The organism is Granulicella sp. L46 (assembly GCF_009765785.1).
Lineage (GTDB): Bacteria > Acidobacteriota > Terriglobia > Terriglobales > Acidobacteriaceae > Granulicella.
Window position 1 is genome coordinate 612,358 of record NZ_LMUT01000012.1, and the last position, 24,861, is coordinate 637,218.

General features: G+C 59.6%; 26 protein-coding genes. 13 read left to right on the forward strand and 13 right to left on the reverse strand.

Annotated features, from left to right (window positions below; all coding sequences use genetic code 11):
* Positions 1 to 182: 182 nt before the first annotated feature.
* The 4 genes from GSQ80_RS11940 to GSQ80_RS11955 form a co-directional block, all read right to left on the reverse strand.
* Positions 183 to 2,369: a hypothetical protein gene (locus GSQ80_RS11940; RefSeq protein ID WP_158787848.1), complete on the reverse strand. Its 2,187-nt coding sequence runs from the start codon at positions 2,367 to 2,369 to the stop codon at positions 183 to 185.
* A gap of 89 nt (positions 2,370 to 2,458) precedes the next feature.
* On the reverse strand, positions 2,459 to 2,668 hold the full coding sequence (locus GSQ80_RS11945) for a hypothetical protein (protein WP_158787849.1): 210 nt from the start codon (positions 2,666 to 2,668) through the stop codon (positions 2,459 to 2,461).
* A 116-nt stretch (positions 2,669 to 2,784) separates the two neighbouring features.
* The gene (rlmB, locus tag GSQ80_RS11950; protein WP_158787850.1) at positions 2,785 to 3,591 is read right to left on the reverse strand and encodes a 23S rRNA (guanosine(2251)-2'-O)-methyltransferase RlmB; all 807 of its coding nucleotides are present in this window, start codon (positions 3,589 to 3,591) and stop codon (positions 2,785 to 2,787) included.
* Positions 3,592 to 3,610: 19 nt separating this feature from the next.
* Complete coding sequence (locus tag GSQ80_RS11955) at positions 3,611 to 3,994, reverse strand: rhodanese-like domain-containing protein (RefSeq protein ID WP_158787851.1); 384 nt, start codon at positions 3,992 to 3,994, stop codon at positions 3,611 to 3,613.
* Positions 3,995 to 4,256: 262 nt separating this feature from the next.
* Between GSQ80_RS11955 and GSQ80_RS11960 the strand changes: the two genes are divergently transcribed.
* The 4 genes from GSQ80_RS11960 to GSQ80_RS11975 all read left to right on the forward strand — a co-directional run bounded on the left by GSQ80_RS11960 (position 4,257) and on the right by GSQ80_RS11975 (position 6,819).
* Positions 4,257 to 4,916, forward strand: coding sequence for an RNA polymerase sigma factor (locus GSQ80_RS11960; RefSeq protein WP_158787852.1), 660 nt, complete (start codon positions 4,257 to 4,259; stop codon positions 4,914 to 4,916).
* Positions 4,913 to 5,296, forward strand: coding sequence for a hypothetical protein (locus tag GSQ80_RS11965; RefSeq protein WP_158787853.1), 384 nt, complete (start codon positions 4,913 to 4,915; stop codon positions 5,294 to 5,296). Before GSQ80_RS11960 ends, GSQ80_RS11965 begins: the two co-directional genes overlap by 4 nt.
* Positions 5,293 to 5,841, forward strand: a complete 549-nt coding sequence (locus GSQ80_RS11970) for a zinc ribbon domain-containing protein (protein WP_371315710.1) — start codon at positions 5,293 to 5,295, stop codon at positions 5,839 to 5,841. The genes GSQ80_RS11965 and GSQ80_RS11970 overlap by 4 nt, the downstream gene beginning before the upstream one ends.
* Positions 5,842 to 5,919: 78 nt before the next feature.
* Positions 5,920 to 6,819, forward strand: a complete 900-nt coding sequence (locus tag GSQ80_RS11975) for a LytTR family DNA-binding domain-containing protein (RefSeq protein ID WP_158787854.1) — start codon at positions 5,920 to 5,922, stop codon at positions 6,817 to 6,819.
* A gap of 125 nt (positions 6,820 to 6,944) precedes the next feature.
* On the opposite strand, the gene GSQ80_RS11980 is transcribed toward GSQ80_RS11975, so the two are convergent.
* Positions 6,945 to 7,904 carry a hypothetical protein gene (locus GSQ80_RS11980; protein WP_158787855.1) on the reverse strand — a complete coding sequence of 320 codons (960 nt, stop codon included), beginning with the start codon at positions 7,902 to 7,904 and terminating at the stop codon, positions 6,945 to 6,947.
* Positions 7,905 to 8,069: 165 nt separating this feature from the next.
* Here GSQ80_RS11980 and GSQ80_RS11985 point away from each other — a divergent pair, with 165 nt between their 5' ends.
* Positions 8,070 to 8,381 (forward strand): hypothetical protein, encoded by a 312-nt coding sequence (locus GSQ80_RS11985; RefSeq protein ID WP_158787856.1) that lies wholly within the window; start codon positions 8,070 to 8,072, stop codon positions 8,379 to 8,381.
* On the opposite strand, the gene GSQ80_RS11990 is transcribed toward GSQ80_RS11985, so the two are convergent.
* Entirely contained in the window at positions 8,378 to 8,986 is a 609-nt protein-coding gene (locus tag GSQ80_RS11990) for an outer membrane protein (protein WP_158787857.1), read from the reverse strand. The two genes, GSQ80_RS11985 and GSQ80_RS11990, sit on opposite strands and share 4 nt — an antisense overlap.
* Before the next feature lie 215 nt (positions 8,987 to 9,201).
* On the opposite strand from GSQ80_RS11990, the gene GSQ80_RS11995 reads away from it, so the two are divergent.
* Positions 9,202 to 10,332: a Gfo/Idh/MocA family protein gene (locus GSQ80_RS11995; protein ID WP_158787858.1), complete on the forward strand. Its 1,131-nt coding sequence runs from the start codon at positions 9,202 to 9,204 to the stop codon at positions 10,330 to 10,332.
* Between the two features lie 6 nt (positions 10,333 to 10,338).
* On the opposite strand, the gene GSQ80_RS12000 is transcribed toward GSQ80_RS11995, so the two are convergent.
* From GSQ80_RS12000 to GSQ80_RS12010, 3 genes are all read right to left on the reverse strand, one after another.
* Entirely contained in the window at positions 10,339 to 10,647 is a 309-nt protein-coding gene (locus GSQ80_RS12000) for a hypothetical protein (protein ID WP_158787859.1), read from the reverse strand.
* A gap of 195 nt (positions 10,648 to 10,842) precedes the next feature.
* A complete protein-coding gene (locus GSQ80_RS12005; RefSeq protein ID WP_158787860.1) occupies positions 10,843 to 11,142 on the reverse strand; it encodes a GlsB/YeaQ/YmgE family stress response membrane protein in 300 nt (99 codons plus the stop codon).
* Positions 11,143 to 11,845: 703 nt separating this feature from the next.
* Positions 11,846 to 12,652, reverse strand: a complete 807-nt coding sequence (locus GSQ80_RS12010; protein WP_158787861.1) for a DUF4097 family beta strand repeat-containing protein — start codon at positions 12,650 to 12,652, stop codon at positions 11,846 to 11,848.
* A gap of 307 nt (positions 12,653 to 12,959) precedes the next feature.
* Here GSQ80_RS12010 and GSQ80_RS12015 point away from each other — a divergent pair, with 307 nt between their 5' ends.
* The 3 genes from GSQ80_RS12015 to GSQ80_RS12025 all read left to right on the forward strand — a co-directional run bounded on the left by GSQ80_RS12015 (position 12,960) and on the right by GSQ80_RS12025 (position 14,699).
* Entirely contained in the window at positions 12,960 to 13,211 is a 252-nt protein-coding gene (locus tag GSQ80_RS12015; protein WP_158787862.1) for a hypothetical protein, read from the forward strand.
* A 164-nt stretch (positions 13,212 to 13,375) separates the two neighbouring features.
* Complete coding sequence (locus GSQ80_RS12020; protein ID WP_254059599.1) at positions 13,376 to 14,353, forward strand: ornithine cyclodeaminase family protein; 978 nt, start codon at positions 13,376 to 13,378, stop codon at positions 14,351 to 14,353.
* Between the two features lie 91 nt (positions 14,354 to 14,444).
* Positions 14,445 to 14,699, forward strand: a complete 255-nt coding sequence (locus GSQ80_RS12025; protein ID WP_158787863.1) for a hypothetical protein — start codon at positions 14,445 to 14,447, stop codon at positions 14,697 to 14,699.
* 39 nt (positions 14,700 to 14,738) lie between these two features.
* Here the strand turns inward: GSQ80_RS12025 and GSQ80_RS12030 are convergent, their stop codons facing one another.
* Together GSQ80_RS12030 and GSQ80_RS12035 are read right to left on the reverse strand one after the other, a co-directional pair.
* Complete coding sequence (locus GSQ80_RS12030; protein WP_158787864.1) at positions 14,739 to 16,205, reverse strand: DHA2 family efflux MFS transporter permease subunit; 1,467 nt, start codon at positions 16,203 to 16,205, stop codon at positions 14,739 to 14,741.
* Between the two features lie 224 nt (positions 16,206 to 16,429).
* The gene (locus GSQ80_RS12035; protein ID WP_158787865.1) at positions 16,430 to 16,762 is read right to left on the reverse strand and encodes a hypothetical protein; all 333 of its coding nucleotides are present in this window, start codon (positions 16,760 to 16,762) and stop codon (positions 16,430 to 16,432) included.
* 297 nt (positions 16,763 to 17,059) lie between these two features.
* Here GSQ80_RS12035 and GSQ80_RS12040 point away from each other — a divergent pair, with 297 nt between their 5' ends.
* Positions 17,060 to 17,290 carry a hypothetical protein gene (locus GSQ80_RS12040; protein WP_158787866.1) on the forward strand — a complete coding sequence of 77 codons (231 nt, stop codon included), beginning with the start codon at positions 17,060 to 17,062 and terminating at the stop codon, positions 17,288 to 17,290.
* A 35-nt stretch (positions 17,291 to 17,325) separates the two neighbouring features.
* Here GSQ80_RS12040 and GSQ80_RS12045 read toward each other — a convergent pair whose 3' ends face one another.
* Positions 17,326 to 17,592 carry a GlsB/YeaQ/YmgE family stress response membrane protein gene (locus tag GSQ80_RS12045; protein WP_158787867.1) on the reverse strand — a complete coding sequence of 89 codons (267 nt, stop codon included), beginning with the start codon at positions 17,590 to 17,592 and terminating at the stop codon, positions 17,326 to 17,328.
* A gap of 243 nt (positions 17,593 to 17,835) precedes the next feature.
* On the opposite strand from GSQ80_RS12045, the gene GSQ80_RS12050 reads away from it, so the two are divergent.
* The 3 genes from GSQ80_RS12050 (at position 17,836) to GSQ80_RS12060 (ending at position 22,788) form a co-directional block, all read left to right on the forward strand.
* Positions 17,836 to 20,385 (forward strand): phosphocholine-specific phospholipase C, encoded by a 2,550-nt coding sequence (locus GSQ80_RS12050; RefSeq protein WP_158787868.1) that lies wholly within the window; start codon positions 17,836 to 17,838, stop codon positions 20,383 to 20,385.
* 61 nt (positions 20,386 to 20,446) lie between these two features.
* Positions 20,447 to 21,985 carry an MFS transporter gene (locus GSQ80_RS12055; RefSeq protein WP_158788683.1) on the forward strand — a complete coding sequence of 513 codons (1,539 nt, stop codon included), beginning with the start codon at positions 20,447 to 20,449 and terminating at the stop codon, positions 21,983 to 21,985.
* Positions 21,986 to 22,188: 203 nt separating this feature from the next.
* A complete protein-coding gene (locus GSQ80_RS12060) occupies positions 22,189 to 22,788 on the forward strand; it encodes a hypothetical protein (protein WP_158787869.1) in 600 nt (199 codons plus the stop codon).
* A gap of 80 nt (positions 22,789 to 22,868) precedes the next feature.
* Here the strand turns inward: GSQ80_RS12060 and GSQ80_RS12065 are convergent, their stop codons facing one another.
* Entirely contained in the window at positions 22,869 to 24,767 is a 1,899-nt protein-coding gene (locus tag GSQ80_RS12065; RefSeq protein ID WP_158787870.1) for a winged helix-turn-helix domain-containing protein, read from the reverse strand.
* Between the last annotated feature and the right edge of the window lie 94 nt (positions 24,768 to 24,861).

The window sequence follows — 24,861 nt, forward strand, 5'->3', positions numbered from 1 at the left end:
CTAAAGCCCCTGCTAATCCGGTGGAGCAGGCAACCGGAAGGACAACGGCAAGAACAACCGCAAAGACAAATACGGGGGTCCTTCGCTGCGCTCAGGATGACGGCGAAAAACTAGCAACTACAACTGCAACTGCAACTGCAACTACAACTACAACTACAACTACAACTGCAACCGCAACTGCTCTAAGGGTTGGCGGTGGTGGGCTGGAGGACTACTTCGCGGGTGTGGGTGGCGGCGCGGATTTCGGGGGTGCTGCCGTCGTTGAGGATGACTTCGGTGGGTGGGGCGTTCACGATCACGCGGGTGGTGGCGTTGGAGAAGCCGGGGATGTGGATGCGGGTGTTGGTGGTGAAGGCTCCGGAGAGGATGTTGAGAGGGACGTCGACGGCGGGTGCGCCTTCGTTGCGGACGGTGACGGAGACTAGCCAGCCGGAGTCGTGGCCTTTGCCGGCGGCCATGAGGCGGGGTTGGACGTCGACGATGGAGAGGTCGGGGAGGCCGCGATCGCGGAGGATCCAGTCGGAGAAGAACCAGCCAAGATCTTTGCCGCTGGTCTTTTCGAGAAGCTTCTCGAAGGCTATGGCCTGGATGGTGGGGTCGTCGGAAGGTGAGGGCTGGTCGCGCCACTCGGTGAGAGCTTGCTGGAGGGGTTTGTCGCCGGCGATGCTGCGCAGCATCCACCAGACGGCGGCGGATTTGCGGCGGTAGTAGAGCTCGTCGGTGGCGGAGACTAGGGGTTCTCCGGTGGGAGCGGTGGGGGCGTCGGCTTCCTGCTGGGTGTCGAAGCTTATCTCGGCGATGTTGAGGGGCTGCATGAGGTTGTTGAGCTGGAGGATGGCGGCGGGGCGGCCTTGATCCTGCTCGACCCAGAGGAGGGCGGCGAACTGGGCGAGACCTTCGTCGAACCAAGGTTGGCCGGTATAAATCCATGAATGGGTGAGGGAGTGGGCGAGGGCGGCGGTGGAGGTGGTGGAGGCTAGCTTGTTGATCGGTGCTACGAGGAGGGCGTCGTCCTCGAAGGGGTCGCCGGGGTTGTCGAGGATGGTGAGAGGGCCCAGGGGTTTGGGGCCGAACCAGGTTTGGAGGAGGGGCGCTACGCGCTCGGCGGAGGAGGTGAGGGGTGCGAGGGAGGCGGTGTCGGTGGTCGCGACGGAGAGCATGGCGGGGCCTTGGTCGTCACCCACCTTAGCCGACGATGAAGCCGTTGACGAAGATGAGGCACCCGGCTGCGAGGTCGTTTCCGGTGGCGAGGGGGGTTCCGAATCGGATGGGTTACCGGGTTGGGAGGGGAGGCTGGAGGAGAAGACTTCGGGGAGGGGGGCGATGGAGGTTTCGGGCTGCTGGACTACGAAGAGGCTGGGCTGGCGGAAGCCGATGGGGCGGGCGGAGAAGTCGGCAGTGGCGATGCCGCTGCCGGTGCCTGGAGTGGCGGCGGGGTCGTCGGGATGGGCGGTGAGGGGTTGGCGGCGGCTGCAGAAGTAGGCGGCGACAGGAGGGATCCCGCGATACTCGATTGCGAGATGGAGGTGGATGGTGGCGGCGCGCTCGGCCAGGCGCTGCTGGCCGATGGCCTGGAAGAGCTTGGCGCCGTCGCCGAGGAAGAGCTGAGGCGAGGCTACGGGATACCAGAGGACGTTGCCGAAGCCGCGGAGGGCTACGGTGAGAGCGGGGGTGATGGAGGTGTCGGCCGAGCTGGAGGAGCTTGAGCCGGTGAGTTGCACGGAGCCGATGGCGTCCCAATCGGTGGTGAGGGCCTGGGAGACGGAGGCGCCGAGGCGCTCGAGGCGGGAGGTGTCGGCGGAGAGGTTGCCGGAGTAGAGGGTGTCGAGGGTGAGGGTGGCGCCGGGAGCTAGGGGCGCGGGGAGGTCGAGGACGGCTTCGGAGGATTTGCCGGTGTGGTCGGCGTCGGTGTCGATGACGTGTTGCGTAACGGTAAGTGGGGAGGCGCCGGTGGGGGTGATGAGGGTGGCGGATTCCCAATGGAGCGTGGAGGAGATTTGCAGGGCTACGCGGGAGAGGGGCTGGCTGGTGATGTTGCGCAGGGTGACGCGGGCGCGCATGGTGAGGTGGCCGGTGGCGGGGGCGATGCGGGCGTCTAGATCGTAGGCGGTGAAGAGGAGGCTGGAGCGCTGCTCGTCGGTGAGGACGGGACCGGTGGGGGTTTGGCCGGGGGGGATGGCTTGCGGCTCGAGCGGGGCGTCGTCGTCGGGCGTGGGGGGCGGGGTGCCGTGGCTTTCGAAGAGGACTTGTCCGGCTGGTGGGGGCGGAGGTGGCGCGGGTTGGGTGGGGGTGGTTTGGGCTTGCGCCGTTAGGCTCGCCAGGAGGAGGGCAAGGGGGAGGAGGCGCGTTGGGTGGTGGGGGAAAAACAAGTTTTGGGTGACTCCGGTTCTTGGGTGGAAGTGAGCGCTTGGGTAGAGAAGCAGGTTCCTCGCTGCGCTCGGAATGACAGCCAGAAAAGCTAGGGCAACAGCAAGAGCAACAGCAAGAGCAAGGGCAACAGCAAAAGCAAGAGCAACAGCAAAAGCAAGAGCAACAGCAACAGCAAAAGCAAATACGGGGGTCCTTCACTGCGTTCAGGATGACGGCGAAAAACTTGCAACAACAAAGACAGAAGCAACAGCAACAGCAAATACAGGGATCCTTCGCTGCGCTCAGGATGACGATTCATGGGGGTGATTCGAATGACGACTCATGGAGGTTATTCGGGTGACAACCCTTGTAGGTGATTCGGGTGACAACCCTTGGAGATGATTCCGATTACGACTTATGAAGATGAGTCGTGTGTTAAGAGCCTAGGCCTTTGCGGGGCTTTGGAGGTTTAGACTCTGGCGCGGCGGGTTGGGTGCTGGGGTTGCGGCGTTGGCGCATGGCTTCGTACATCACCACGGCGCCGGCTACCGAGACGTTGAGGGAGCTTACGCTGCCGGCCATGGGGATGCGGAGGAGGTGGTCGCAGGTTCGCTTGACTAGATCGTGGAGGCCGGAGCCTTCGCTGCCCAGGACGAGGCAGATATCCTGGCGGAAGTCGAAGTCTGTGTAGTCGGGGGTGCCGCGCTCGTCGAGGCCCACGATCCAGATGTGGTTTTTCTTCATGGCTTCCAGGGCTCGGGTGATATTGACGACCTGGGCGATGCGGACGTGCTCACTGGCACCGGCGGACGATTTGGCGGTCACCGCTGAGAGCGGGGCGGAACGACGTTCGGGGAGGACTACGCCGTCGATGCCGGAGCCGTCGGCGGAACGGAGCAGGGCGCCTAAGTTGTGGGGGTCTTCTACGCCGTCCAGAGCCAGCAGGAACTTGCTGCCTGAGGGGCCGGTTGGGGCGTTGAGGAGGTCTTCGAGCGCCAGGAATTTGCGCTCGCGGACGAAGGCTACGATTCCCTGATGGGCGTCCGTCTTGCAGTGGCGGGTGAGCTGGTCGCGGGGCTCGGTGCTGACGCGAATGCCTTTGGCGCGGGCTAGCTCGAGGACGGCGTCGATGCGGGGGTCGCGGCGGGCTTCGCGCTCGCGGGCTACGGAGAGGTGGTCGAGGGGTCGGGTGCCGGCGCGGAGGGCCTCCTCGACCGGGTGCAGGCCGTACAAAACATCCATTGTTTCAGTGTAATCGGCTTTACAATCCGGGACGCACGGGGCGGAGGATGAGGCGGGCAGCGCGGCCGTAGGAGCCTAAATTGAAGGCCTTGGCGTAGCCCTGGCGCTTGAGACGCTGGGCGGCCAGCTCGCTGCGCAGGCCGGTCTTGCAGTGCAGTAGGAGAACCTGATTCTTGTCCTGTGCGAGGCGGGGGACGTAGGTGTCCAACTCGTTGAGCGGAAGGTTGATGGCGTGGGGCAGGTGGCCAGATTTAAATTCAGCCGGGCTGCGCACGTCGATGAGCAGACCGCCGCGGTCCTGATATTCGCGGGCGAATTTAGCCGCTTCGTGGCTGGAGCGCCAGAGGTAGACGTAGGCAGCCACGAGCATAAACAGAAGTGTTGCAGGAAGAATGAGACTCATCGGTTTGTCATCTTTTAGGGCTTGGGCTGGAGGGCGCAGGACCTGTTGTACAGTGGGATGCGCCAAATGGATAAAGCGTTTGGAAGATTCGGAAACAGTTCTGCAATTTTTCTAACCCGAGATTACCGGAGAAGTTCCTGATTCGCAGAGATGAATTGCGAGGGAGTAGCGGCCTAGTGACTTTTTCCCGCCGATGGAGGCGGTCGGACGTTAGAATATAGGTTGCGTCGACCGAGACTTTCTTGAGCAAAATAGCGTCCATATGAGCGTGAGAACTCCTACAGTACTGACGGCCGAAGCGGCGAAGCAGGTTGAACGCGAGAACGCGGCGATTGCGCGCGGTCTGAAGCGTCAGGATCCGGAGCTGCTCGATCAGTTGATCGAGACGTACCAGCATCGGCTGATGCGGTACCTGATGTTTCTGACGAGCAAGCGCGAGGTGGCTGAGGACCTGTTTCAGGAGGTCTGGATCCGGGTGCTGCGGCGAGGTTCGCAGTACAACGGCAAGGCGCGGTTCGATACGTGGATTTTTACGATTGCGCGCAACCTGGTGATCGATCTTTCGCGCAAGCGGACGATGGCGTCGCTGGACGAGATGCGCGAGGGTGGCGAGGATTCCGACTCGCGGCCGTTTGAGATTGTGCAGGAAGGGCCGTCGCCGCTGGAGCAGTTTCAATATCGCGAGAATGCGTCGGAGGTTGCGACGGTGCTGTTGACGCTCGACCCGGCGTATCGCGAGGTGCTGACGCTGCGGTTTCATGAAGAGATGTCGCTGGAAGAGATTGCGACAGTCACGCGGGCGCCGTTGTCGACGGTGAAGTCGAGGTTGTATCGTGGGCTGGCCGCGCTAAAGCCTGAGTTGCTGAAGCTACGTGCAGGCGTTGGTCGCGGTGAGCAGGGCTCGGCGGAGGTGGACGTTTGAATTCACGTCATTCAGAGAATCAAGACAGTGAAGTAGGGCGGGCGTTTCGCGGAGCGGTGATGGCAGCGGGAGCGCGGGGCGTGGTGGTGAACCGGACGCATCGCGTGGTGCGTGAGCAGGCGTTGACGATGCGGGAGCAGAAGAGCAAGTCTCGCAGCCTGTGGGTTCCGCTGGGGATCTCGTCGATCCTGATGGTGATGATCTGTTATGCGATCTGGGGCATGCTGGATGGATATGATCTGACGCCGAATGGGATTCCGGATGCTAGCGACCAGTTGATGATTTTGCTGCTGTGGTCGTTGCCGGTGACGGCGGCGGTGATGGGGTTGGTGTGGTTCAAGCGGGCACGCACGCGTTCCGATAGCGAGGCGCAGCTATGATGCCGAAGTGGATGGGGACAGGATCGAGCGCGAAGGACGCGGCGACTGCGGGGGATGAAGAGCTGCGGATGATTCCGCGCTGGTCGATGGTGCTGGCGTTGGTGTTGTTCGCGGGGATGCAGTACATCTTCCACGTGGTGATGCCGCACCACAAGCATGAGCTGCTGCCGCTGCGGCTGATGATGGGCTATGCGTGGGGCTCGCTGGTGGCGAGCTATGCGCTGCTGCTGGGGTATGTGAGCCGGGATGTGAAGCGGCGCGGGATGTCGGCTGGTTTGTGGATGCTGGTGTGCGTGCTGCTGCCGGGTGGGATTGGCGCGGTGGTGTACTTCCTGCTGCGGCAGCCGATATTGTCGCGATGCCCGAACTGCTCGACTACGGTGGCGGCGAGTTATCACTACTGCCCACAGTGCCAGTTCCAGATGGCGCCGGTGTGTGGCGAGTGCCATCGCGGCGTGAAGCTTACCGATGTGTTCTGCACGTGCTGCGGACATGACCTCGCGCAGGATGGGGCTCCTGCACGGCTGCGCGTTTATAGCGATTAAGAACAGAGTGTAGGGGATAGAGTGTAGAGCGTAGAGAGAGGTGGTTCTCTTGCGCGTGCGCGTACACTATTCGCAGCCATGGCAACTCCGCTGACAGCGCTGATTATTGACGACGAGCCGCTGGCTCGGCAGGAGCTGCAGTACCTGCTGGATGCTGCGGGGGACGTGTCGGTACTGGCGCAGGGGACTAACGGCATTGAGGCCGTTGATTTGATCCGAACGCATAAGCCGGACGTGATCTTTCTGGATGTGCGCATGCCCGGCCTAGATGGGTTTGCGGTTCTGAAAAAAGTTCTGGCGCAGGATCGCAAGATGAAACTGCCGCAGGTGGTGTTTGCGACGGCCTTCGATCAGTATGCCGTGAAGGCGTTTGAGGTGAACGCCATCGATTATCTGCTGAAGCCGTTCGATAGCAAACGCGTGCATCGGACGCTGGATAAGGTTCGCGAGCGGATGAACAGCTCGACGGATCTGGTCGCGGAGAGCGCGGGGATCTCGAGTGCGGGTGGCGGCGAGGGCCGGGTCGCGGGTAGGGTTGCTGGCGCGGAGGCGAAGCTGGATGCGCTGTTGCGTATGGTGGAAGAGCGGACGGGAATTGCGGCGGCGGGAGCTGCGCCTGTCGGGGTCGCGGGGGTGGGACGGTCGGGCAAGGTGGTGGTTCGGGCGCAGAGCCGGCTGCTGCTGGTGGATCAAAAGGACCTGTGCTTTGCCACAATCGACGAGGGACGGATTTCGGTGGTGACGAAGGCGCTCGAGGGGGATTCGAATTGCCGGACGTTGGAGGAGTTGACCGATCAGCTGGACCCGGAACAGTTCTGGCGCGTGCATCGGTCGTTTGTGGTGAACATCCAGCACATTCGCGAGGTGGTGCCTTGGTTCAAGTCGAGCTACCAGCTGCGCATGGATGATCGTAAACAGACGGAAGTGCCGGTGAGCCGATCGCAGACCAAGCGGCTGAGAGAATTATTTAATTTGTAGCTGCGGCTGGGACGATATCGGGCGAAGCGGAGCTGTGGCTTAGCGAGCAAACAGCAGATTCCCAAAGGGAATGACAGAAAGAAAGGCAAAGCAAGAACAACAGCAGAGTCCTGCGAGTGTTTGCGCTAGGGCTGGGAAGGCTTGGCGGGGGGTATGGGGGTAACGCCGTCGGCGGCGGCTGCAGCGGCGGCCTTGCGGGCTTTGTGGTTTTTGTATTTCTGAGCGATGTCGGGATAGAACTCCTGCAACATGCCGCCGATGGTGCCCTGATAGGTGACGCTGAGGGCACGGCGAAGGGTGGGGTAGAGGCCACGATCGCCTTCGGGGTAGTAGAGGTTCGAGATCGAGGCGCCGATGAGATTGCCCGTAAGGTTCGAATAAGCGGGCTGCCAGTTGCCGTTATCGCCGCGGGTGCGGAACGTCGTGGAGATGGAATAAAGTGCGCGATGGAGGACGGATCCATGGCCCAGGCGGAAGTAGCGCGGATCCTGGTGGAGGAGCGACGGCAGGACAGCATTGCCGAAGAAGTTGCCGCTGAAGTTATCCGCATAGTTGGCGCCATAGCGCTTCGCGTAGCCTTCGAAGCCCTGGCCGTAGCCGGGGTTCTCGTTTTCAGCCTGACCGATGCCGGCGTCGATGCCGGCCAGTACGAACTGGTAGGGGTCAAACGCACCTTTGAAGAAGAGATGGAACTTCTGGCCAGGGCTGAGCGGGGTTGCCTTGCCGTTGTTGACGGTGTTGAAGTTCGGAATCACGCCCGCCATGCGCTGTTTTGTTTCTAGCTTGAGTTCGGCGGCGGCACGGGCTTTGCGCTGCTCAGGAGTTTCTTCCTGCGGAGGCGTGGTTGTCTGCTGTGCGCCGGAGGCAGGCGCGGCGGTCTGCTGCTGATCGGAAGGCTGGGAGGAACTGAAAACGTCCGGGGACGAGCTGGAGACGGCGTCGTGCAACTGCGGGTTGGGGGCATCCGGCAAGGTGACGGGATCAGAAGCTGCAGCGACAAGTTGTTGAGCGGCGAGAGGAGCCGCGAGAGTGAGGCTTGCAAAGAATGCAGAAATTACAAAGAACGACACGGTTTGTTTCGACACGATGATGGGTTTACCTGCCTCTATTTTCCCATAGACGGGGTTCCCGAGATCGAAATTGCCCAAAGTAATGCGAGGAATGTATCGCTGCCGACACGGAATAGAGAATGGAATTCAGGGAGAGGGATGAGGCGGCTCTGCTAGTCTGCGGGAGAGCGCGAGGAGCGTATGGCAGAAGATTTTGTTATCGAGAAGTTTGCATTCAAGATGGTGCTGCGAGGGATTGGTATTGTCTTGCTGATCGCGGCGCTGCTGTATCTAGTGGACTTTGCGGTGTGGAGGGTGAGAGTCGCTGCGGGGGGCGGCATGGGGTCCGTGATGGTGGACCGGTATACGGTGGCGGATCTGAAGGGTGGGAAGGAAGACTATTACGCGAATGGAACGGTTGCGATGCCGTGCACGAAGTCAATTTACCCACAGGAAGGCAGTAATCCCTGCTGGTGGGTGGAGCGGCATCGCGAGGTGGTGCAGCACTACTAGTGGATTTCAGCTTTGCTGGGGAAGAAGCCTCCGAAGCGATAGACGACACCGATGGTGAAGGGCTTGGAGTAGAGGCTGCCGCTGGTGGTGACGGGGGTTCCATAGCGCTGAAACTGGCCGTCGAGCTTGATGGCGAAGTGGTCAGTGACGGTGATATCGAGGCCACCGCCTGCGCCGAACACGTTGGAGACGGAGTCAAGATAAAGCAGCGTGCCGGCGGGATTGGGATAACCACCATGTAGATAGTCGATCTTGCCTCGGCCGTAGAAGAAATCAACGTAAGGGCGGAAGTTTCCGTAAAAACGCTCGATCTTCGGACCGAAGAGGATGTTCTTTTGGGAGGCCACCTCGCCATCGTCGATGGGGTAGGTTCCGCGGACTTCTACCGAGGGATAGAAGGAGTGGAAGGGTTTGAAGCCGATGTCGCCGCCGGCGGTGATGCCGAGATTCTTACCGCCGGCGAGGCCCGTATAGGTGCCTGTGACGCCGCCGAATGCGGAAATGTTGAAGAACCTGGAGGCGGTCGGCATGGCCTGGGCATGAACGAGGGAGCAGGGTAAAAGCACAAAGCAAAGCAAGGTGAGGGCGCGGACAGCTGTCTTCAATCTGACTCCTTGGTGGCTAGGCCCACTCGAGATTATCCTAGCCGAATTCAAGAGTTTAGACGGCGAAAGTTGCAGAGGAGTGCACCTAGGTACCACTCTTTGGAGATCGGCAGTTTTGCGAGTGAGAGTAATGAGGTTTAGCTCACTCCCTTGCTTTAGATGCCAAAACGGGAAGAGACTTCAGGGGCTGTCTATTTCAGGATGTGGGGAAGAAGATGAAGAAAGTTCTGGTGGTGGCGTTGGCTATGGTGTTTGGCTGGGGTGGTGTGAACGCCTGGGCTGCGGCTCCGCTGAAGGTGGGGATTGTGGGGCTGGTGCATGGGCATGTGGCGGCGTTTCTGGCTGGCGGAGCGATGGTGCCGGCAGGAGCGATTCTGAAGCGCCCGGACGTGGAGCTGGTGGGGATCGTGGAGCCGGACCAGGTTTTGTTTGAACAATATGCGACGCGGTTTGGGCTGTCGGAGAGTTTGCACTTCAAGAGTATTGCGGAGATGGTGGCGCACGCGCATCCGCAGGCGGTGCTGGTGTTTACGGCTCCCAGTGAGCATCGGCGAGTGGTGGAGGAATGTGCCGGGCTGGGGGTGAGCGTGATGATGGAAAAGCCGCTTGCGTTTAATTACCAAGACGCGCTGGCTATCGAGCATGCGGCGAAACGCGGCGGGATTCATGTGCTCGTGGACTTCGAGACTAGCTGGTATGGCAGCAACACGAAGGCGGCGCAACTGCTGGCAGGGGGTGACTTAGGGTCGATGGTGAAGGTGGTGGTGAGGGATGGGCATCAGGGGCCGGAGAAGATCGGGGTGCAGCCGGAGTTTCTGAAGTGGCTGGTGGATCCGGCGATGGATGGAGATGGGGCACTAACTGATTTTGGCTGTTATGGGCCTGATTTGGTGACGGCAATGCTGCATGGGGAGTCGCCGCTGTCGGTGAGCGCGGTTACGCAGCATTTGCAGCCGGAACTCTATCCAAAGGTGGCGGATGAGGCGGATATTTTGCTGAAGTACAAGAGCGCGGTGGTGATTGTGGAGGCGTCGTGGGACTGGCCGTTCGCGGTGAAACAGATGGATGTGTATGGTCGGACGGGCTTTGCGAAGACTGTCGATGGGAGCCAGATGGTGGTTCGGCAGGAGCGTGATGGTGTTGAAAGGAAAGAAATTGCGCAGGCTCCGCAAGCGCCGTATGACGATCCGCTGCACTACCTGGAGGCGGTGTTGGGGGGATTGGATGAGGGGGACAGCTTGTCTTCTTTAAAGACGAATGTGACGGTCACCGAGATTCTGGACGCTGCGCGGCGGTCAGCGCAGACGGGAAAGACGGTGGTCCTGCCGCTGGCGCGGCAGGACTGAGGGGGCTTATTTTACGGAAGCTACGGTGATGGTGTCGCCGGCCAGGGAGCCATCGACCGTTACGGCCTTACCCGCGAAAGCATTTAGTTTGTCTGGGTTAGAGACGGTGTAGATCTTTGTGCCGACGACGAGGACGGCGGGGGAGCCCATGCCGATGCACTTCTTGGCACAGTCAGCGTGACCGGGGGTGCCGGCCTTGGCGACGTCGTTCTTTGCGCACATAGCGTCAGAGACGACACCGTGGAAGGTCTCGGCCATTGCGTTCACAGAGAGGAATGAAAGACCTAGGGTACAGACGGCAAGAAGCTTCTTCATAGGAGACCTCGTGGTATTACTTCGTGCAGCGATATCGAGTATAGCGCTGCGGGGATTCGGTAGGCGGAAATTTTTGCGGGTTGGGGCGCGGAGTAAAGGGTCCGGGGCGTTTCGTTGATTTTGTGTGTGACCTAGCCCGGTTTCGCGCACTCACAGACATACTCAGCTTAGTTTCGGGTAGCGCAGGTCACTTTGTTAGAGGCGGTTTCGGGCGCCGGTGACGAGGCGGATGAGGAAGGTTAGGAGGACGGCTCCAATGACGGCGACGAAGACGGTGTAGAAGAAGCCGCCGGAGCCGGCGTAGCCGAGATGGGTCATGATGAAGCCGCCGATGAGGGCTCCGAGGATGCCGACGACGATGTCCATGATGGGGCCGAAGCCGGCGCCGCGCATCAGCTTGCCAGTGATGTAGCCGGCGACGAGGCCGATGAGGATCCAGACGAGGAGGGTGTGGCTGGAGACGTTGAGACCGACGATATGGTTGGAGCTGTTCATGCGTGACTCCTGGGAGATGAGGGTGACAGGTAGTCAGAGTGGGGGAATGGAGGGCGGGTTGTGCGGGTGGGAGATAAGTTTGGTGGAGGGGTGGTGCGGGCGTCGGGACGGAACGGCGCTTCTGGCTTCTCATCTCTTACTTGTTGTTCAGGGTTGACGCGTGGGGAATCGGGTCTTTCGTGGAGCGCTGAGTTCTTGCGAACCCAGGTCTCAAAGGCGAGACCTGGGGCACCCGGATTAATTTGTAATCCACATTGCGGAGGCCGCGGTTCGCATGACCATTCGGGTTTTCGTGCAGGCTTTGCACTTCCCTTTTTCTTTTATGAACTGACCGGGCATGATCCACACGAGCCTTCGGATGGCTGTGTATACCGCCTCCAAGCTGATTCCAAGCTCGTCTGCGATGCACTGAGCGCAACGGGAGGTGCCTTGATGCCGTTTTATGCAATCACTTACTCGATCGATGACGGCCATCTGCGTTTTGATGCTGAATGAGCTTGATTGGCAAAGCGGGCTTGCGCAAAAAAAATTCGCCCCCTCGATCCACGAATTTCAGACTGCTGGAAGCTCGCAGCCTGGATTTCTCTCGAGGGGGCGGAGGAAGCTCTCTTTGGAGCAGCTTTCCTGCGGTGAAGTCCGGTAGAGCGTCGAGCGGCGCGCTCAAGTACGCCGCTGCGCGCTCTACCCTTGCAGGAAAACTAACTTAGTCGATCGACACGCCGCCGTTCGTGGTCTCAAAGGTAATGGTGGGACCGCCGGAGCCGAGGTTGGTGTCGATGGAATGACGGTGGACGCCGTCCTGGTTGGCGTTGGGGATGTTGAGTGCGGTGCCGCCGTTGGTGGTGTTGGCGACGAGGTGGGCGGAGTAGTTGGAGGGGAGCTTGACGGAGACGCCGCCGTTGGTGGTGCTGGCGGTGAGGCCGCTTCCCTGCCAGGTGGGGCCGGCAAGGTTGGCCTTGATGCCGCCGTTGGTGGTGCTGACGTTGACGTTGCCGCCGAGGTTCTCGATGTGCAGGCCACCGTTGGTGGTTTCACCCTGGATGTCGCCGTGGATGCCGGAGAGTTCGAGGCCACCATTCATGGTGTGGAATTTGCCGGCGAGTTGACGGGGGACGAGGAGCTTATAGCCGACCGACCAGTTGTGGTTGCCGAAGGTGTGGGGGCCATGGGCTTCGACGGTGGCGCCGGTCTCGATGGTGATTTCCTTGAGCATGGATTCGGCTTCGGACTGGCTGCCGGAGTGGGCGCTGACGCGGGCCTCGAGGGCGACGTCCTGACGATCCTGGCCGATGACTTCGATGCCGCCGTTCATGCTGTTGACGTTGATGTGTCCGTTGACGAGGGGGAAGGTGGTGAGGCGGACTTCGCAGGCCTGCTCGCCGTTGAACCAACGAGAGATGGTGCCGCCGTGGTCTTCGTCGGAGGCGCAGGGGTGGGTGGTGAAGTTCTGGGCGCCGAGAGGGAGGACGGTGAGAAGGGCGGCGCAGGTGGTTAAGGCGGACAGACGCATGGAGGTCTCCTTCGGGTTTCGGGTGCGAGAGGAGATACGGTGAGACTGGAGCGGCGGTTCCAAAGATTTTTGTTGAACACGGGCTTTGATGGCTCGGTGGAGGGGAGGCAATTCGGTCGTTACGCCTGCGGCTTCACTCCAGCCTGCGGCAGCGCGGTGAGCTCCTGCGGAACTGGTTTGATTGGCACGGCTGAAGCCGTGCCCATTCGAGGGGGCTTGTTTGGCTCGACTGAAGCCGCCCCTTCGAGGATATTTGGATGGCCTGGGGGCGTGAAAAGGGTGGGGATGGTTTGCTAGGATAGGCGGCATGAAGATTCTTGGGCTCGCTTTGCTTGTGGTTTTGACCGGATGCTTGGCATCGTCGGCGGAGAATCATGGTCAGCGGTTTGTGCTGGTTGCCGATCCTTCGCAAATATCAAAAGATATTCCTGCGGGTGCGCTGGCGCTGGATACGCAGACGGGTCAGCTTTGCTATACGGTGCAGGGGGCGTTTACTTCGGGGTCGCCGGGTATTGGGATGTGCACCGCTTTGGGGAAGAAGCCGTCGGGTAAAGAGTAGTAAGGCTGCTGGTGGGAGTTGTGTGGTGTCGGCCTGCACAGAGGGCATGGCAATGGGGTTGGGGTGGGCGCGATCATGGCGCTCCTTTGTGCTGAAGAGGATTCGGCGGTGGAGGTGAGGTTTGGGGGCAGCCCGCCTTCGCGACGATGAGACCGGCTGCGCGTATGGTGAAGAAGCTGGAGATCGAGGAGCGTGGGATGCGGTGGATTGATCGTGAGGAAGTGGCCGAGCGGCTGACGTATGAGGTTTGTTTGCCGATTGTTCGGGAGGCTATGATCGCCTTCTCGAAGGGTGAGACGTTGCAACTGCTGCGGTCGATATTGCCGCTGGGGGAGGGGCGGATGTTTGGGGTGATGCCTGGTGGCATGGGCGCGGGAAAATGCTTTGGGGCGAAGCTGATCAGCGTGTTTCCGGAGAATTTTGCTAAGGGGGCGCAGTCGCACCAGGGGGTGGTGGTGCTGTTTGATCCGGAGAGTGGGGCGCCGGTTTGTCTGGTGCATGCGGGGGAGATTACAGCTATACGTACGGCGGCGGCTAGCGCTGTCGCTACCGATGCGTTGGCTCGGAAGGATGCGCGGAGGCTGGCGCTGCTTGGGTATGGCGAGCAGGCGGGGACACATGCTCGGGCGATTTCTCGGGTGCGGGCGTTGGAGGAGGTGGTGGTTTGGGGACGGTCGGTGGAGAGGGCTCGGGCGTTTGCTGCGGCGATGGGAAAGGAGCTTGGGCTGCCGGTGCGGGCGGTGGAGACGGTGCTTGAGGCGGTGGCGGAGGCGGATGTGGTGTGTACTGTGACGTCTGCTGCGGAGCCGATTTTGATGGGCGAGTGGGTGAGGCCGGGGACGCATGTGAATGTGGTGGGGTCGAGCTTTGCGGGCCCGGCGGAGGTGGATATCGAGTTGGTAAGGCGGTCACGGTTTTTTGTGGATAGCCGCGAGGGGGTGTTGGCGCAGGGTGGGGAGTTTCTACGGGCGAAGGCTGCGGGGGTGGTCGGGGATGAACATATTGTCGCGGAGATTGGGGAGGTGCTGGCGGGGGATGTGGTGGGGAGGACGTCGGCGGAGGAGATTACGGTTTATAAGTCGCTGGGACATGTGGTGCAGGATTTGGCTTGTGGGTGGTGGTTGTGGGAGAGCGGCGAGTAGTTGTTCGTTCTCCGTTTTCCGTTGTTAGATCTCAGCTTTTAGCTGCTAGCTTCTAAGGAAAAGGCGCCTGTGAGGCTGTTAGGATGGCCGCATGATCGACGACGAGAAAATCAATCGGATCGCGTTTGCGGCAGTCGCTTTGATTGCAGCTATCTTGTCACTCTACTCAGCGCTGATGATTTTCAATGTTTGGTTTCTAGTCCCAGCTGACGCCTCGAAGACGCCGTCACAAGATTTGGAAATGAGACTGGCGTTCACGGTCGGAGCCGTCGTCGCCTTTGCTGTGCTGATACTGATTGCTAGATGGGCGCTTAGAAAGCGGAAGTACTACAGCAGTTCAAACTGACCCTCTACGCTGAAGTTCATCAGTTCCCTGCTCTGCGGGTTAGCCGTTGGGGTGGAGGATTTTTTCGTGGTGGCTTACTGCGTCGCCGTCACCGCGCTTTAGGCTGTGGAAGACGATGGTCGAGATCATGGTGAGAACGCCCAAGGCGATGAGTGCCTTGTGGATGCCGTGGATCATTTCTGTTGCGGCGGAGGGGCCGCTGACGTGGCCGGTGGGGACGAAGAAGGCTGTGGCCAGGCCGGCGGTGGCTACTCCGAAGCTGATGGACATCTGCTGCATGGTGCTGGCAATGGAGCTGGCAGAGCTGGATTGCTGGTCGTTGGTGTCGGCGTAGACCAGGGTGTTCATGCTGGTGTATTGCAGCGAGGTGAAGGCTCCGTAGAAAAAGGCCAGGAGGACGATGACCCAGATGGGGGTGTGAATGCCGATCGTCGCGAAGAGCAGGAGAAGCAGGCCTAGGACTAGCGTGTTCGAGATCAATACCCAGCGGTAGCCGATGGTGGCTAGCAGGCGAGGCATGATGGCTTTCATGCTCATGGCGGCGATGGCTTGCGGCATGATGAGGAGGCCGGATTGCACGGGGGTGAAGCCTAGTCCTACCTGGTAGAGAAGGGGTAGGAGGAAGGGGATGCCGCCGATGCCGATGCGGGTGAAGAAGCTTCCGCTGACAGCGGCGCGGAAGGTTCGGATCTTGAAGAGGCTTAGTTGCAAGAGTGGATAGGCGAGGGATTTTGCGTGTAGCCAATAGCCGGCGAGTAGCGAGAGCGAGAGGATGGTGAGGCCGGAGATTTCGTAACGGCTGAGGGTATGTTCGCCGAAGACTTCGAGGACGTAGGAGAGGAGAGCGATGCCGGAGCCGAAGAGGATGAGACCTACGATGTCGAGGGGGTGGGTGTCTTCGCGGTAGTCGGGTAGATGGAGGTAGACCATGATGAGGCCAATGAGGCCGATGGGGATGTTGAGGAAGAAGATGAAGCGCCAGTGGAGATAGTCGACGATGAGGCCGCCGGCGATGGGGCCAAGCATGGGGGCGACCAGCGCGGGGATGGAGACGAAGCTCATGGCGCGGAGCAGGTCGGCTTTGCCGAAGGAGCGGACGAGAGTGAGGCGGCCTACCGGGACCATCATGGAGCCGCCCATGCCTTGAAGGATTCGGCAAGCTACTAGCTCGTGGATGTTGCTGGAGAGGCCGCATAAGAGCGAGCCGAGGGTGAAGAGGCCGATGGCGGTGGCGAAGACTCGGCGGGTTCCGAACTTGTCGGCTACCCAGCCGCTGATGGGGATGAAGACGGCGAGTGAGAGAGTGTAGCTGGCGAGCACAGCCTTCATGCTGAGCGGGCCGACGTGGAGTGCGGCGGAGATGGCGGGGACGGCGGTGTTGAGGATGGTGGTGTCGAGCGACTCCATGAAGAAGGCGACGGCGACGAGCCAGGGGAGTAGGCGCTTGCTGGCGACTGAGTGGCCGGGGGCGGGAGCGATGGCGCTTGAGGAACCGGTTGGCGTCATAGAACCATAAGAGCATAGGTAGGCGGTTGGGGTTGTGGCGCGGTGCGGCGATAAAACTTCGTAGGGTAAGGGCTGCGGGTGAACACCGCTGCTGTAGTTTTGCCGCAGGTGGGATTGCGACTTCCGCTGGGGTCCGCGGACGGCGGGAGTTAATACGCAGCGATTTCCTCACCCGGTAGTTTGGGTGAAGTTAGTCGTGAGTTTCATTTGTGGGGGCGGGGTTGCTAGGGATGCGCCTTGACCCAGTGGTGCGCGGCGAAGTCCGTGGCGATGCTGGCGGCGAGGAGGGTGAGGCTGGCGCCGATGGCGAGGAGAATCCAGGCGAGCTCGATGCGGCCCTTGAGCATGAAGTAGTCGAGGAGGCCGAAGACCAGGACGAGCACGGCTGCCTCTGCGAAGAAGGCGGAGCAGCGGCGGCTGGTGATGATCAGCAGGTCGAGACGCGTGGCGGTGCGAGCCGGGCGGCCGATTGAGACCGAAGGCATCACACGGAGATTGTTGGGGGTTGAGGCGATGGAGTTGGAATTTTCAAAGCTTACTGCGTTTTTGTGAAACATAAACAGACCCTTTTGGTGCTTCCTTGAGGATACCTGCGCCAATGAAGGGTTTGGTGAATTTCCCGTGAAGTCCTGCGCGGACGACGAGGGCTTTCTTGTCGTGGACAAAGGCATGCTGTTTGTTGGGGTTAGGTGGGGCTGGGACTAATCGGCGAAGGGGTTTTTGAAGGTGATAATCCAGACGTTGCGGTTGGCTAGGCGGGGTTGGGGATGGTGGCGTCGTCTGGCTCGGCAAATTGTATGCTGCGGTTGAAGGCGAGTAGAGTGGGTGGATTCGGAAGCTTGGGAGGAGACGTTATGGCTTTGAGCTTTGCTACGGATATTCGGCCGCTGTTTCGGGATGGGGATGTGGCTTGTATGAAGCCGGCGGGAATTGCGCTGGATGAGGCCGCGTGGATGTGTGTGCCGGCGAATGCGCAGCTGGTGTATGGCGCAGTCGCGGCGGGGACGATGCCTCCGGATGCGCCTTGGGAGAAAGAGACGGTGGCGAAGTTTAAAGAGTGGATGGACGCAGGTTGCCCTGCGTAAATCCTACGCGAACGGCGAGGGTTGCGTGCGAGGCGCTAGACGGATTTGCGGCCGGTGAAGAGGTGGATGATGAAGGTGAGGATGACCGCGCCGATGGTCGCGATGATGATGCTGACGATGAGGCCGTGATCGCCGGTGCCGCCGTAGCCGAGGGCGCGGAAGATTTCTCCGCCAATGACGGCGCCGATGAGGCCGATGACCATGTCAAGTAGCATGCCGTAGCCGCCGCCCTTCATGATTTTTCCGGTGAGCCAGCCTGCAACGATGCCGATGATGATCCAGGCAATGATTCCGTGACCCATGATGTTCCTCCTGAGATGTGGTGTTCTGGTGTTCAGAGTGTAGGCGATGAAGGATGGTTGTGTCCTGCGCGGACGGCGGGAATTTTTTTATGAGGTGGCGTCCTCCTCACGAGGCCGAATATCTTATGCCGATCTTGCTTAGGCTTCGGTCAACGTTCCGCGTTGTGATGAGTGGATGAGGTGCGGCCGGCTATTGAGAGAGCCTTTCATCGATGCATTGCATTCCTGTGTAAAAATGCCGGTATGGCAGGACATACAAGGCGGGATTTTCTTAAGGTTGCGGCGATGTTATCGGGTGCGGCGGGCGCATCCGGGTTCATTCCGGATTCTATTCAAAGGGCATTTGCGATCGAACCCTCGCCAGGTTCCACCTATATGGACGCAGAGCATGTTGTCATCCTGATGCAGGAGAACCGGTCGTTCGACCACACCTTGGGGACCTTGCAAGGAGTTCGCGGCTATAACGATCCGCGGGCTCTGAAGTTGGCAAACGGCAACTCCGTATTCGTGCAGACGGATGCAGCGGGAAAGTCCTATGCGCCATGGCGGCTGGATATACGCGATACGCGCATTACGTGGATGGGTTCGATTCCTCACTCGCGCAACAGCCAGGTGGATGCCTGGAGTGAAGGCCAGCACGATGGATGGCTGGAGGCCAAACGCTCCTATAACCACGCCTATTCTTATCTTCCGTTGACGATGGGGCACTATACCCGCGAGGACCTTCCTTTTTATTACGCGCTTGCCGATGCCTTCACCGTTTGTGACCAGAGCTATTGCGGAGTGATGACGAGCACGACGCCGAACCGCAGTATGTTCTGGACAGGCACCGTCCGTGACGCGCAGCGCACCGACTCGAAGGTTTACATGCGGAATGATCAGTACTTCCGCGGCAACATGACGTGGAAGACTTATCCTGAGCGTCTGCACGAAGCGGGCGTGTCGTGGAAGTTTTATCAGAACGGCCTGACCTTCGCCGGTGGGATGACCGGGGAAGAACAGGCGTGGCTTTCAAACTTCGGTTGCAATCTTCTGGAGTGCTTTGCTGCTTATAAGGTTGAGGCGAACCCGGAATACGGTGCCTACCTGCGAAAGAAGATTGATGCGCTGACCGAGCAGATTGAGAAGGACGAACAAACGTTGTCCACGGAGAATGACACGATCCGCGAGACGCAGTTGCGTGCGAGGCTCGAAGACAACAATCGTCTGCTGGAACAGTACAAAGCAGCGCTGCCCAACGTCGGTGACACCCTCTACGGAACGCTCACTCCGCAGCAGCGCCAGTTGCATGATGCGGCCTTTGTGACCAATAGCAAGGACCCGCACTATAGGTTGCTGGAGCCTCTCGGCTTTGAGGATGACGGCAAGGACCTGAATATGAATGTGCCAAAGGGCGATCTGTTTTATCAGTTTCGGAAAGACGTCGAATCTGGCAAGTTGCCCGCGGTGTCCTGGCTCTCGGCGCCTGAGAAGTTCTCGGACCACCCAACGTCGCCGTGGTACGGAGCGTGGTATGTCTCCGAGGTGATGGACATTTTGACGAAGAACCCGGAGGTCTGGAAGAAGACAATCTTCATTCTCACGTACGACGAAAATGACGGCTACTTTGACCATGCTCCGTCGTTCGTAGCTGCCGATCCGAAGCGACCGAGCACGGGTGGAGCTTCTTCCGGGATCGACACCGGGCTGGAGTATTCCTATGCCGCCGATGAACTGGCGCAGGGAGTGCATGCGAAAGACGCCAGGTCTGGGCCCATCGGGTTGGGCTATCGAATCCCGACGATTGTGGCCTCGCCGTGGAGCCGCGGCGGCTGGGTCAACTCGCAGCTGTTCGACCATACTTCAACCCTCATGTTCCTTGAGGATTTCGTACAGAAGAAATATGGGAAACAGGTGAAGGAAGAGAACATCAGCGCATGGCGGCGTGCCATAAGCGGTGACCTGACCTCCTGCTTCCGGCCTCACGACTCTATGGAACCAGCACTTAATTTTTTAGATCGCGACAAGTTTGTCGTGGGTATTGAGAAGGCACGTTTCAAGGAGGTGCCCTCCGATTACAGGGAGCTTAGCCCTGCGGAGATCGAGCAGATTAATCGCAATCCAGTGGGGTCATCTTTGATGCCCCACCAGGAGTCGGGCGTTCGGCCATCGTGCGCTATTCCGTATGAGCTATATAGCGATGGTCGAGTGAGCGCTGACGCGAAGAAGTTTGAATTGAGTATGACGGCGGCCAAGGATATTCATGGTGAGCTCTCCTCGGGAGCCCCGTTTAATGTTTACTTGCGTGGCGTCCGCAGCAATGGAAAGACGAGTAACGGTGAGGAGAATCATGGCATGACGGCTGCGACGTTCGCCGTGAAGCCGGGAGATGTGCTTCGCCAGGAGTTTGCGCTTGAAATGTTTGCGGATGAGCGGTACCTCATCGACGTTCACGGGCCCAATGGTTTCTACCGGTCTTTTATGGGAGCGTCGCAGACCTCGCCACTTCATATTGAAGTGGTCCATGAGCGCAAGGGTTCGGAGATCAGTGGCAACGTGGAGGTGCGGCTGCGCAACATTGGGCAAGCTCCGCTCGCGGTGACGTTGCAGGACAACTCCTATAAGACAGCGACCGTCGCGAAGAAGGTTGCGGCGGGCGTTACTACATCGGTCGTCCTGCGCCTCGGCAAGAGTCATGGCTGGTATGACTTCAGCGTGTCGAGCGACGGTAACGTTGCTGTGGCGCGCTATGCGGGACACGTGGATACGGGTAAGCCTAGCTTCAGTGACCCCGTGATGGCGGGAGAGGCATAGGCTAAGCGACGGAGTAACTGTTAGAGAATTGAAATGGGCCAGTGTCTTCGTCGGTCAATTCATGCGAGATAACAGCTCCAATTCGCGAGCACGCGGGAGTATCGTACTCGCGGTCACCATCCTGGGATCGAGCATGGCGTTCGTTGACGGAACTGTCGTCAATGTCGCGCTTCCCGCTTTGCAGAACGCTTTCGGCGCTTCCATTGCGGACGTGCAGTGGGTGGTGGAATCGTATGCGCTGATGTTGGCGGCGCTGCTTCTTGTGGGCGGCAGCCTGGGAGATCTTCTGGGCCGTCGTAAGGTGTACGTATTTGGTATTGCCGTGTTTGCAGTCGCCTCTGCGGGATGTGGAGCAGCTCGCAATATCGACATGCTTATCTGGCTTCGCTCGATTCAGGGCGTGGGGGCCGCGTTGCTGGTACCTGGAAGTCTCGCGCTGATTACGGCTTCCTTTCCCGAGGAGACGAGAGGACGCGCGATCGGCACATGGTCGGGATTTACCGCGATGGCGGCCGCCGTCGGCCCGGTGATCGGCGGCTGGTTGATCGAATACTCCACTTGGCGTTGGGTCTTCTTCTTGAATCTTCCGCTTGCGTTGGCGGTCATCCTGCTGGCTCCCAAGGTGCCGGAGAGTCGTAACGAGAATGCCTCGCACCATCTCGACTGGCCTGGCGCGCTGCTGGTGACGTTCGGGCTTGGTGGTGTCACGTACGCGCTGATCGAGTGGCCGACTCGCGCTCGTCATGGCGGCCACTTCGTTGCCGTTACAGCTGTTTTGGGTGTAGCGGCTTTAGCAGGATTCGTTGCCGTGGAGTATTGGTCTCGCATGCCGATGGTTTCGCTCGCGCTGTTTCGTTCGCGGAACTTTGCAGGTGCGAATCTGCTGACACTGTTTCTGTATGCGTCCCTTGGTGGATTGATGTTTTTCTTTCCGATGGACTTGATACAGATTCAGCACTACACACCGACTCAGGCGGGAGCGGCGTTTCTTCCTTTTGTCGCGATCATGTTTGGGCTGTCAAGATGGGCAGGCGGCCTGGTTGCGCGGTTTGGATCACGGATTCCGCTTACGGTTGGGCCTCTTGTTGCGGCGTGCGGGATTGCGCTCTTCGCGGTTGTGCCGCAAGGTGGGAGCTATTGGACTACATTTTTTCCGGCTGTCGTGGTGATGGGTATGGGCATGACCATCAGCGTCGCTCCCTTGACGACGACAGTAATGGACGCTGTGCCGGAATCCGAGTCGGGGCTCGCGTCTGGAATCAACAATGCGGTCTCCCGTTTGGCTTCTCTGCTTGCGGTTGCTGTCTTCGGTGCGATTCTGGTCACGGCTTTCAACCACTCACTGGATCGAGCCCTCAATCAACTGGCGTTGACCCCTACCGTCCGCGGTCAGGTTGATGTCGCCCGACCTTTGCTCGCTGCTGCTCACAATCCCAATCCTATGGTTCAGCGGGCGATCATTGAATCTTTCGTGAGTGGCTATCACTTCGTAATCTGGATAGCGACAGGCCTGGCTGCCTTGAGTGCTGTCACTGCGTGGCTGCTCATTGAGCCTGGTACGCGTAGGTCTGTCGCGCAGCTCCCAACGAAGGGACGTTGACGTGTGGGGACCACTCCTTCCAAGAGATTCATTCTTAGTGGATTAGACGGGTACAAACAATCCGCACGTAGACCATTGCGGTAATGCCACAGATTCCCCGACACTCCTCTTCGTCTCGCGAGCGGGTGCGGGAACCGGTACCAACCCTCGCGGGTTTGGCGTCGGTTCCTCGTGCCCGAAGAGACAAGAAAAGGAGCAACATCATGAATCAGTCCATCAATATGACGGAGATGACCCTAGCGCCCGTGCTGAAAGCAAGTCTGTGTAACCGGGTCTCTCGGGCGGCGCTGGCTTTCCTCGGTCTCTTCATCCTTTTATTCACCGCTACCGGTTCGGCAAAGGCCGCCACCGGATGCTACACATTTGGCGGAGGGAATAACGGTGTCAAGTTTCCCATGCCTGACAACAATGGAGTCAGAGGCCCGGATTCCATCGTAGGTTTGTGGCACGTCGTCTATACGACCACCAGCGGAGCGCCCTTCGGCGTATCCCTTAAGGAATGGCACAGCGATGGAACGGAGTTCGAAAACATTGATCATCCCGCCGTCGTCGGAAACATTTGCTTCGGTGTGTGGAAGCAAGTTGAGCTCAGGACAGTTCGCCTTCATCACACTGGATGGACTTTCGACGACAACGGGAATCCTACGGGCTCGTTCACCATCGACGAAACCGATACCCTCGCCCCCAACGGCATGAGCTACACCGGCAACTTCACGTTCAAAGTCTTCGACACGAACGGTGACTTCATCTCCGGATCGGAGACAACCGGCACAATTGCTGCATCACGAATAACTGTTAACTGACTAGCGATGACCCGCCTTGGTTTCAAACGGCCGCTGGCACTTCCGTGTGGCTCTGTCAGCGGCGCCGTTCTCTTGCTGACTCAATATGCCGGGGGCAGTCCCATCCCTTTGATGATCGCCCGATACCGCTCATCCGAATGAACGAAATCGTAGGCGGGATCGTTCTGCACCCACAGTAGCAGAGGATCACGCGCGGCATAAGCTTCTTCGAGCGAACTCAGCGTCTCCTCCCGCTGTTGTAATTGCGCATGCTCGAGCGCGAACAAGACTGGGGAGACGTAACGCTGCATGGATTGTTTCTTCAGATCTGCCAGCTTCCAGCGAACTACCGCCGGATAGCCTCCCTCCGCAAACGCACGTCGCACGCTCGCCGCCGACACTTCATCGCCACGCGCGGAAAACGTATCCGCCCAAGCCTGTGCGGCCTCTTTGTACATTCCCTTGCACCGGTAGAGGGCGGCGAGGGTCTCTAACGTGTGCGCATTGCGTGGACTGGACTCGAGGCGCAGGCGCGCATTGGCGATGCCCAAGTCATACTTTCGCGCCCACAGATAGGATCGGGCCAATCCCCACTCATAGCCGGATGGAGAGAGCTCGGTGGCAATCTTCTCCTGTGCAATGCCTTCCTCGTGACGATTGACTGCGGCGAAAATTCTCGCGCGCATGTGATACGCAGACGAATATCTCGGATCAAGTTCGATCGCGCGAACGCACTCCCGGTCAGCCCGCGCCCAGTCATGCTCCTTGAAAAAGGTCGACCCACAAAGCGCAATGTGTGCATCCGGAAACGAGCCATCCAGTTCAACGGCTTTTTGCGCCGCCGCTTCCATGGGCGCGAGTCCTTCCTTCGGATTCAGGTGGCCATCGAGCATGCCACCACCATAATATTGCGAGAGGCCAAGCCAGCCGGCCGCGTAGTCGGGCTGCAGTTCCACGGCCTTCTGAAAATAAATCTTCGCCTTTTCGTTGCCGTTTTCGCTATACCAAAAGTGTTCCCCGCGCAGGTAAGCGTCATGCGCCTCCGGGTTCACATAGCGCATCGGAGCACGCTCCGCAACGGCGCTGTTCGTCTTCTTCGCGATGGCCATCGCTGCTTCCTCGGGCAGCGAGCCCACGTTGTTCGTATTCCCGTCATAGCTATCCGCCCACACGTGCGTGTCGGATGAGCCTTGAATCAACTGCAGCGTCATATGAACTTTGTCGCCGCTTCGCTCTACCGAGCCCTCCACGACGCCATCCACTCCCAGCGCCTGCGCTATCTCGGGCAGCGGCCGAGACGCTCCTTTGTATTGCATCGCTGACGTCCGCGAAACAATACGCAGCGTGGAGTCCTTCGCCAGCATGGTCGTCAACTCGTCCGTCATTCCGTCGGCGAAGTAATCCTGCTCGTGGTCGCCCGATAAATTGTTCAGGGGAAGCACAGCGAGGGAATGAATCGGAGCCATCTTCCCATCCCTGCCCTGCTTTCTGTGAGCCATCCATCCGGCCCCAACCAGCAGCATAGCGACACATGCGGCCAGCCATAACCAACCTGCGTTGGTGCGGGATTTTGTTTGGGAGACCAGCGTGCTCTGGTCGCTGATTGGTTCTACAGGGATATGGTTCGCGGTCTGCTCGTCCGGCTCCGATGTGCCTAGCTGCGCACCCCGAGTAACCGGCGCAATGAAACGATAGCCGACCCGTGGAATGGTCTCAATGAATCGCGGCGACTCCGCCGAGTCTCCTAACGCGTCCCGCAGCTTCTGCACTGATTTATTCAGCCCGTGATCAAAATCGACAAACGTATCGGGCGGCCACAACCTCTGGCGCAGTGCTTCTCGTGTCACCACTTCGCCCGGTCGCTCAAGCAATTGGGCAAGCACTTGAACGGGCTGCTGCGAGATCCGGATTCGGCTGCCATTCTTGCGAAGCTGCCAGCTTTTCAAGTCCAGCTCAAAGAGGCCGAAGCGAATCACGTTCTCAGTGGGCGAAACCGGCACTCTTCACCCCCCTCGCGCGTCTGACAGCACCGAGTTTAGCACTGCTCCTGAATTGCGATTCATCTCCGATTTTCGTCAGCTGCTCAGTGCAGGG

What these genes read in the sequence shown, in the direction of transcription:
- rlmB (WP_158787850.1), bottom strand. Translation starts at nt 3,591, where the DNA reads ATGGATGTTTTGTACGGCCTGCACCCGGTCGAGGAGGCCCTCCGCGCC.
- GSQ80_RS12010 (WP_158787861.1), bottom strand. Translation starts at nt 12,652, where the DNA reads ATGCGTCTGTCCGCCTTAACCACCTGCGCCGCCCTTCTCACCGTCCTC.
- GSQ80_RS12015 (WP_158787862.1), top strand. Translation starts at nt 12,960, where the DNA reads ATGAAGATTCTTGGGCTCGCTTTGCTTGTGGTTTTGACCGGATGCTTG.
- GSQ80_RS11955 (WP_158787851.1), bottom strand. Translation starts at nt 3,994, where the DNA reads ATGAGTCTCATTCTTCCTGCAACACTTCTGTTTATGCTCGTGGCTGCC.
- GSQ80_RS12040 (WP_158787866.1), top strand. Translation starts at nt 17,060, where the DNA reads ATGGCTTTGAGCTTTGCTACGGATATTCGGCCGCTGTTTCGGGATGGG.
- GSQ80_RS12025 (WP_158787863.1), top strand. Translation starts at nt 14,445, where the DNA reads ATGATCGACGACGAGAAAATCAATCGGATCGCGTTTGCGGCAGTCGCT.
- GSQ80_RS11975 (WP_158787854.1), top strand. Translation starts at nt 5,920, where the DNA reads ATGGCAACTCCGCTGACAGCGCTGATTATTGACGACGAGCCGCTGGCT.
- GSQ80_RS12000 (WP_158787859.1), bottom strand. Translation starts at nt 10,647, where the DNA reads ATGAAGAAGCTTCTTGCCGTCTGTACCCTAGGTCTTTCATTCCTCTCT.
- GSQ80_RS11995 (WP_158787858.1), top strand. Translation starts at nt 9,202, where the DNA reads ATGAAGAAAGTTCTGGTGGTGGCGTTGGCTATGGTGTTTGGCTGGGGT.
- GSQ80_RS12030 (WP_158787864.1), bottom strand. Translation starts at nt 16,205, where the DNA reads ATGACGCCAACCGGTTCCTCAAGCGCCATCGCTCCCGCCCCCGGCCAC.
- GSQ80_RS11945 (WP_158787849.1), bottom strand. Translation starts at nt 2,668, where the DNA reads ATGAATCGTCATCCTGAGCGCAGCGAAGGATCCCTGTATTTGCTGTTG.
- GSQ80_RS12045 (WP_158787867.1), bottom strand. Translation starts at nt 17,592, where the DNA reads ATGGGTCACGGAATCATTGCCTGGATCATCATCGGCATCGTTGCAGGC.
- GSQ80_RS11985 (WP_158787856.1), top strand. Translation starts at nt 8,070, where the DNA reads ATGGCAGAAGATTTTGTTATCGAGAAGTTTGCATTCAAGATGGTGCTG.
- GSQ80_RS12055 (WP_158788683.1), top strand. Translation starts at nt 20,447, where the DNA reads ATGCGAGATAACAGCTCCAATTCGCGAGCACGCGGGAGTATCGTACTC.
- GSQ80_RS11960 (WP_158787852.1), top strand. Translation starts at nt 4,257, where the DNA reads ATGAGCGTGAGAACTCCTACAGTACTGACGGCCGAAGCGGCGAAGCAG.
- GSQ80_RS11970 (WP_371315710.1), top strand. Translation starts at nt 5,293, where the DNA reads ATGATGCCGAAGTGGATGGGGACAGGATCGAGCGCGAAGGACGCGGCG.
- GSQ80_RS12005 (WP_158787860.1), bottom strand. Translation starts at nt 11,142, where the DNA reads ATGAACAGCTCCAACCATATCGTCGGTCTCAACGTCTCCAGCCACACC.
- GSQ80_RS12050 (WP_158787868.1), top strand. Translation starts at nt 17,836, where the DNA reads ATGGCAGGACATACAAGGCGGGATTTTCTTAAGGTTGCGGCGATGTTA.
- GSQ80_RS12060 (WP_158787869.1), top strand. Translation starts at nt 22,189, where the DNA reads ATGAATCAGTCCATCAATATGACGGAGATGACCCTAGCGCCCGTGCTG.
- GSQ80_RS12020 (WP_254059599.1), top strand. Translation starts at nt 13,376, where the DNA reads ATGGTGAAGAAGCTGGAGATCGAGGAGCGTGGGATGCGGTGGATTGAT.
- GSQ80_RS12035 (WP_158787865.1), bottom strand. Translation starts at nt 16,762, where the DNA reads ATGTTTCACAAAAACGCAGTAAGCTTTGAAAATTCCAACTCCATCGCC.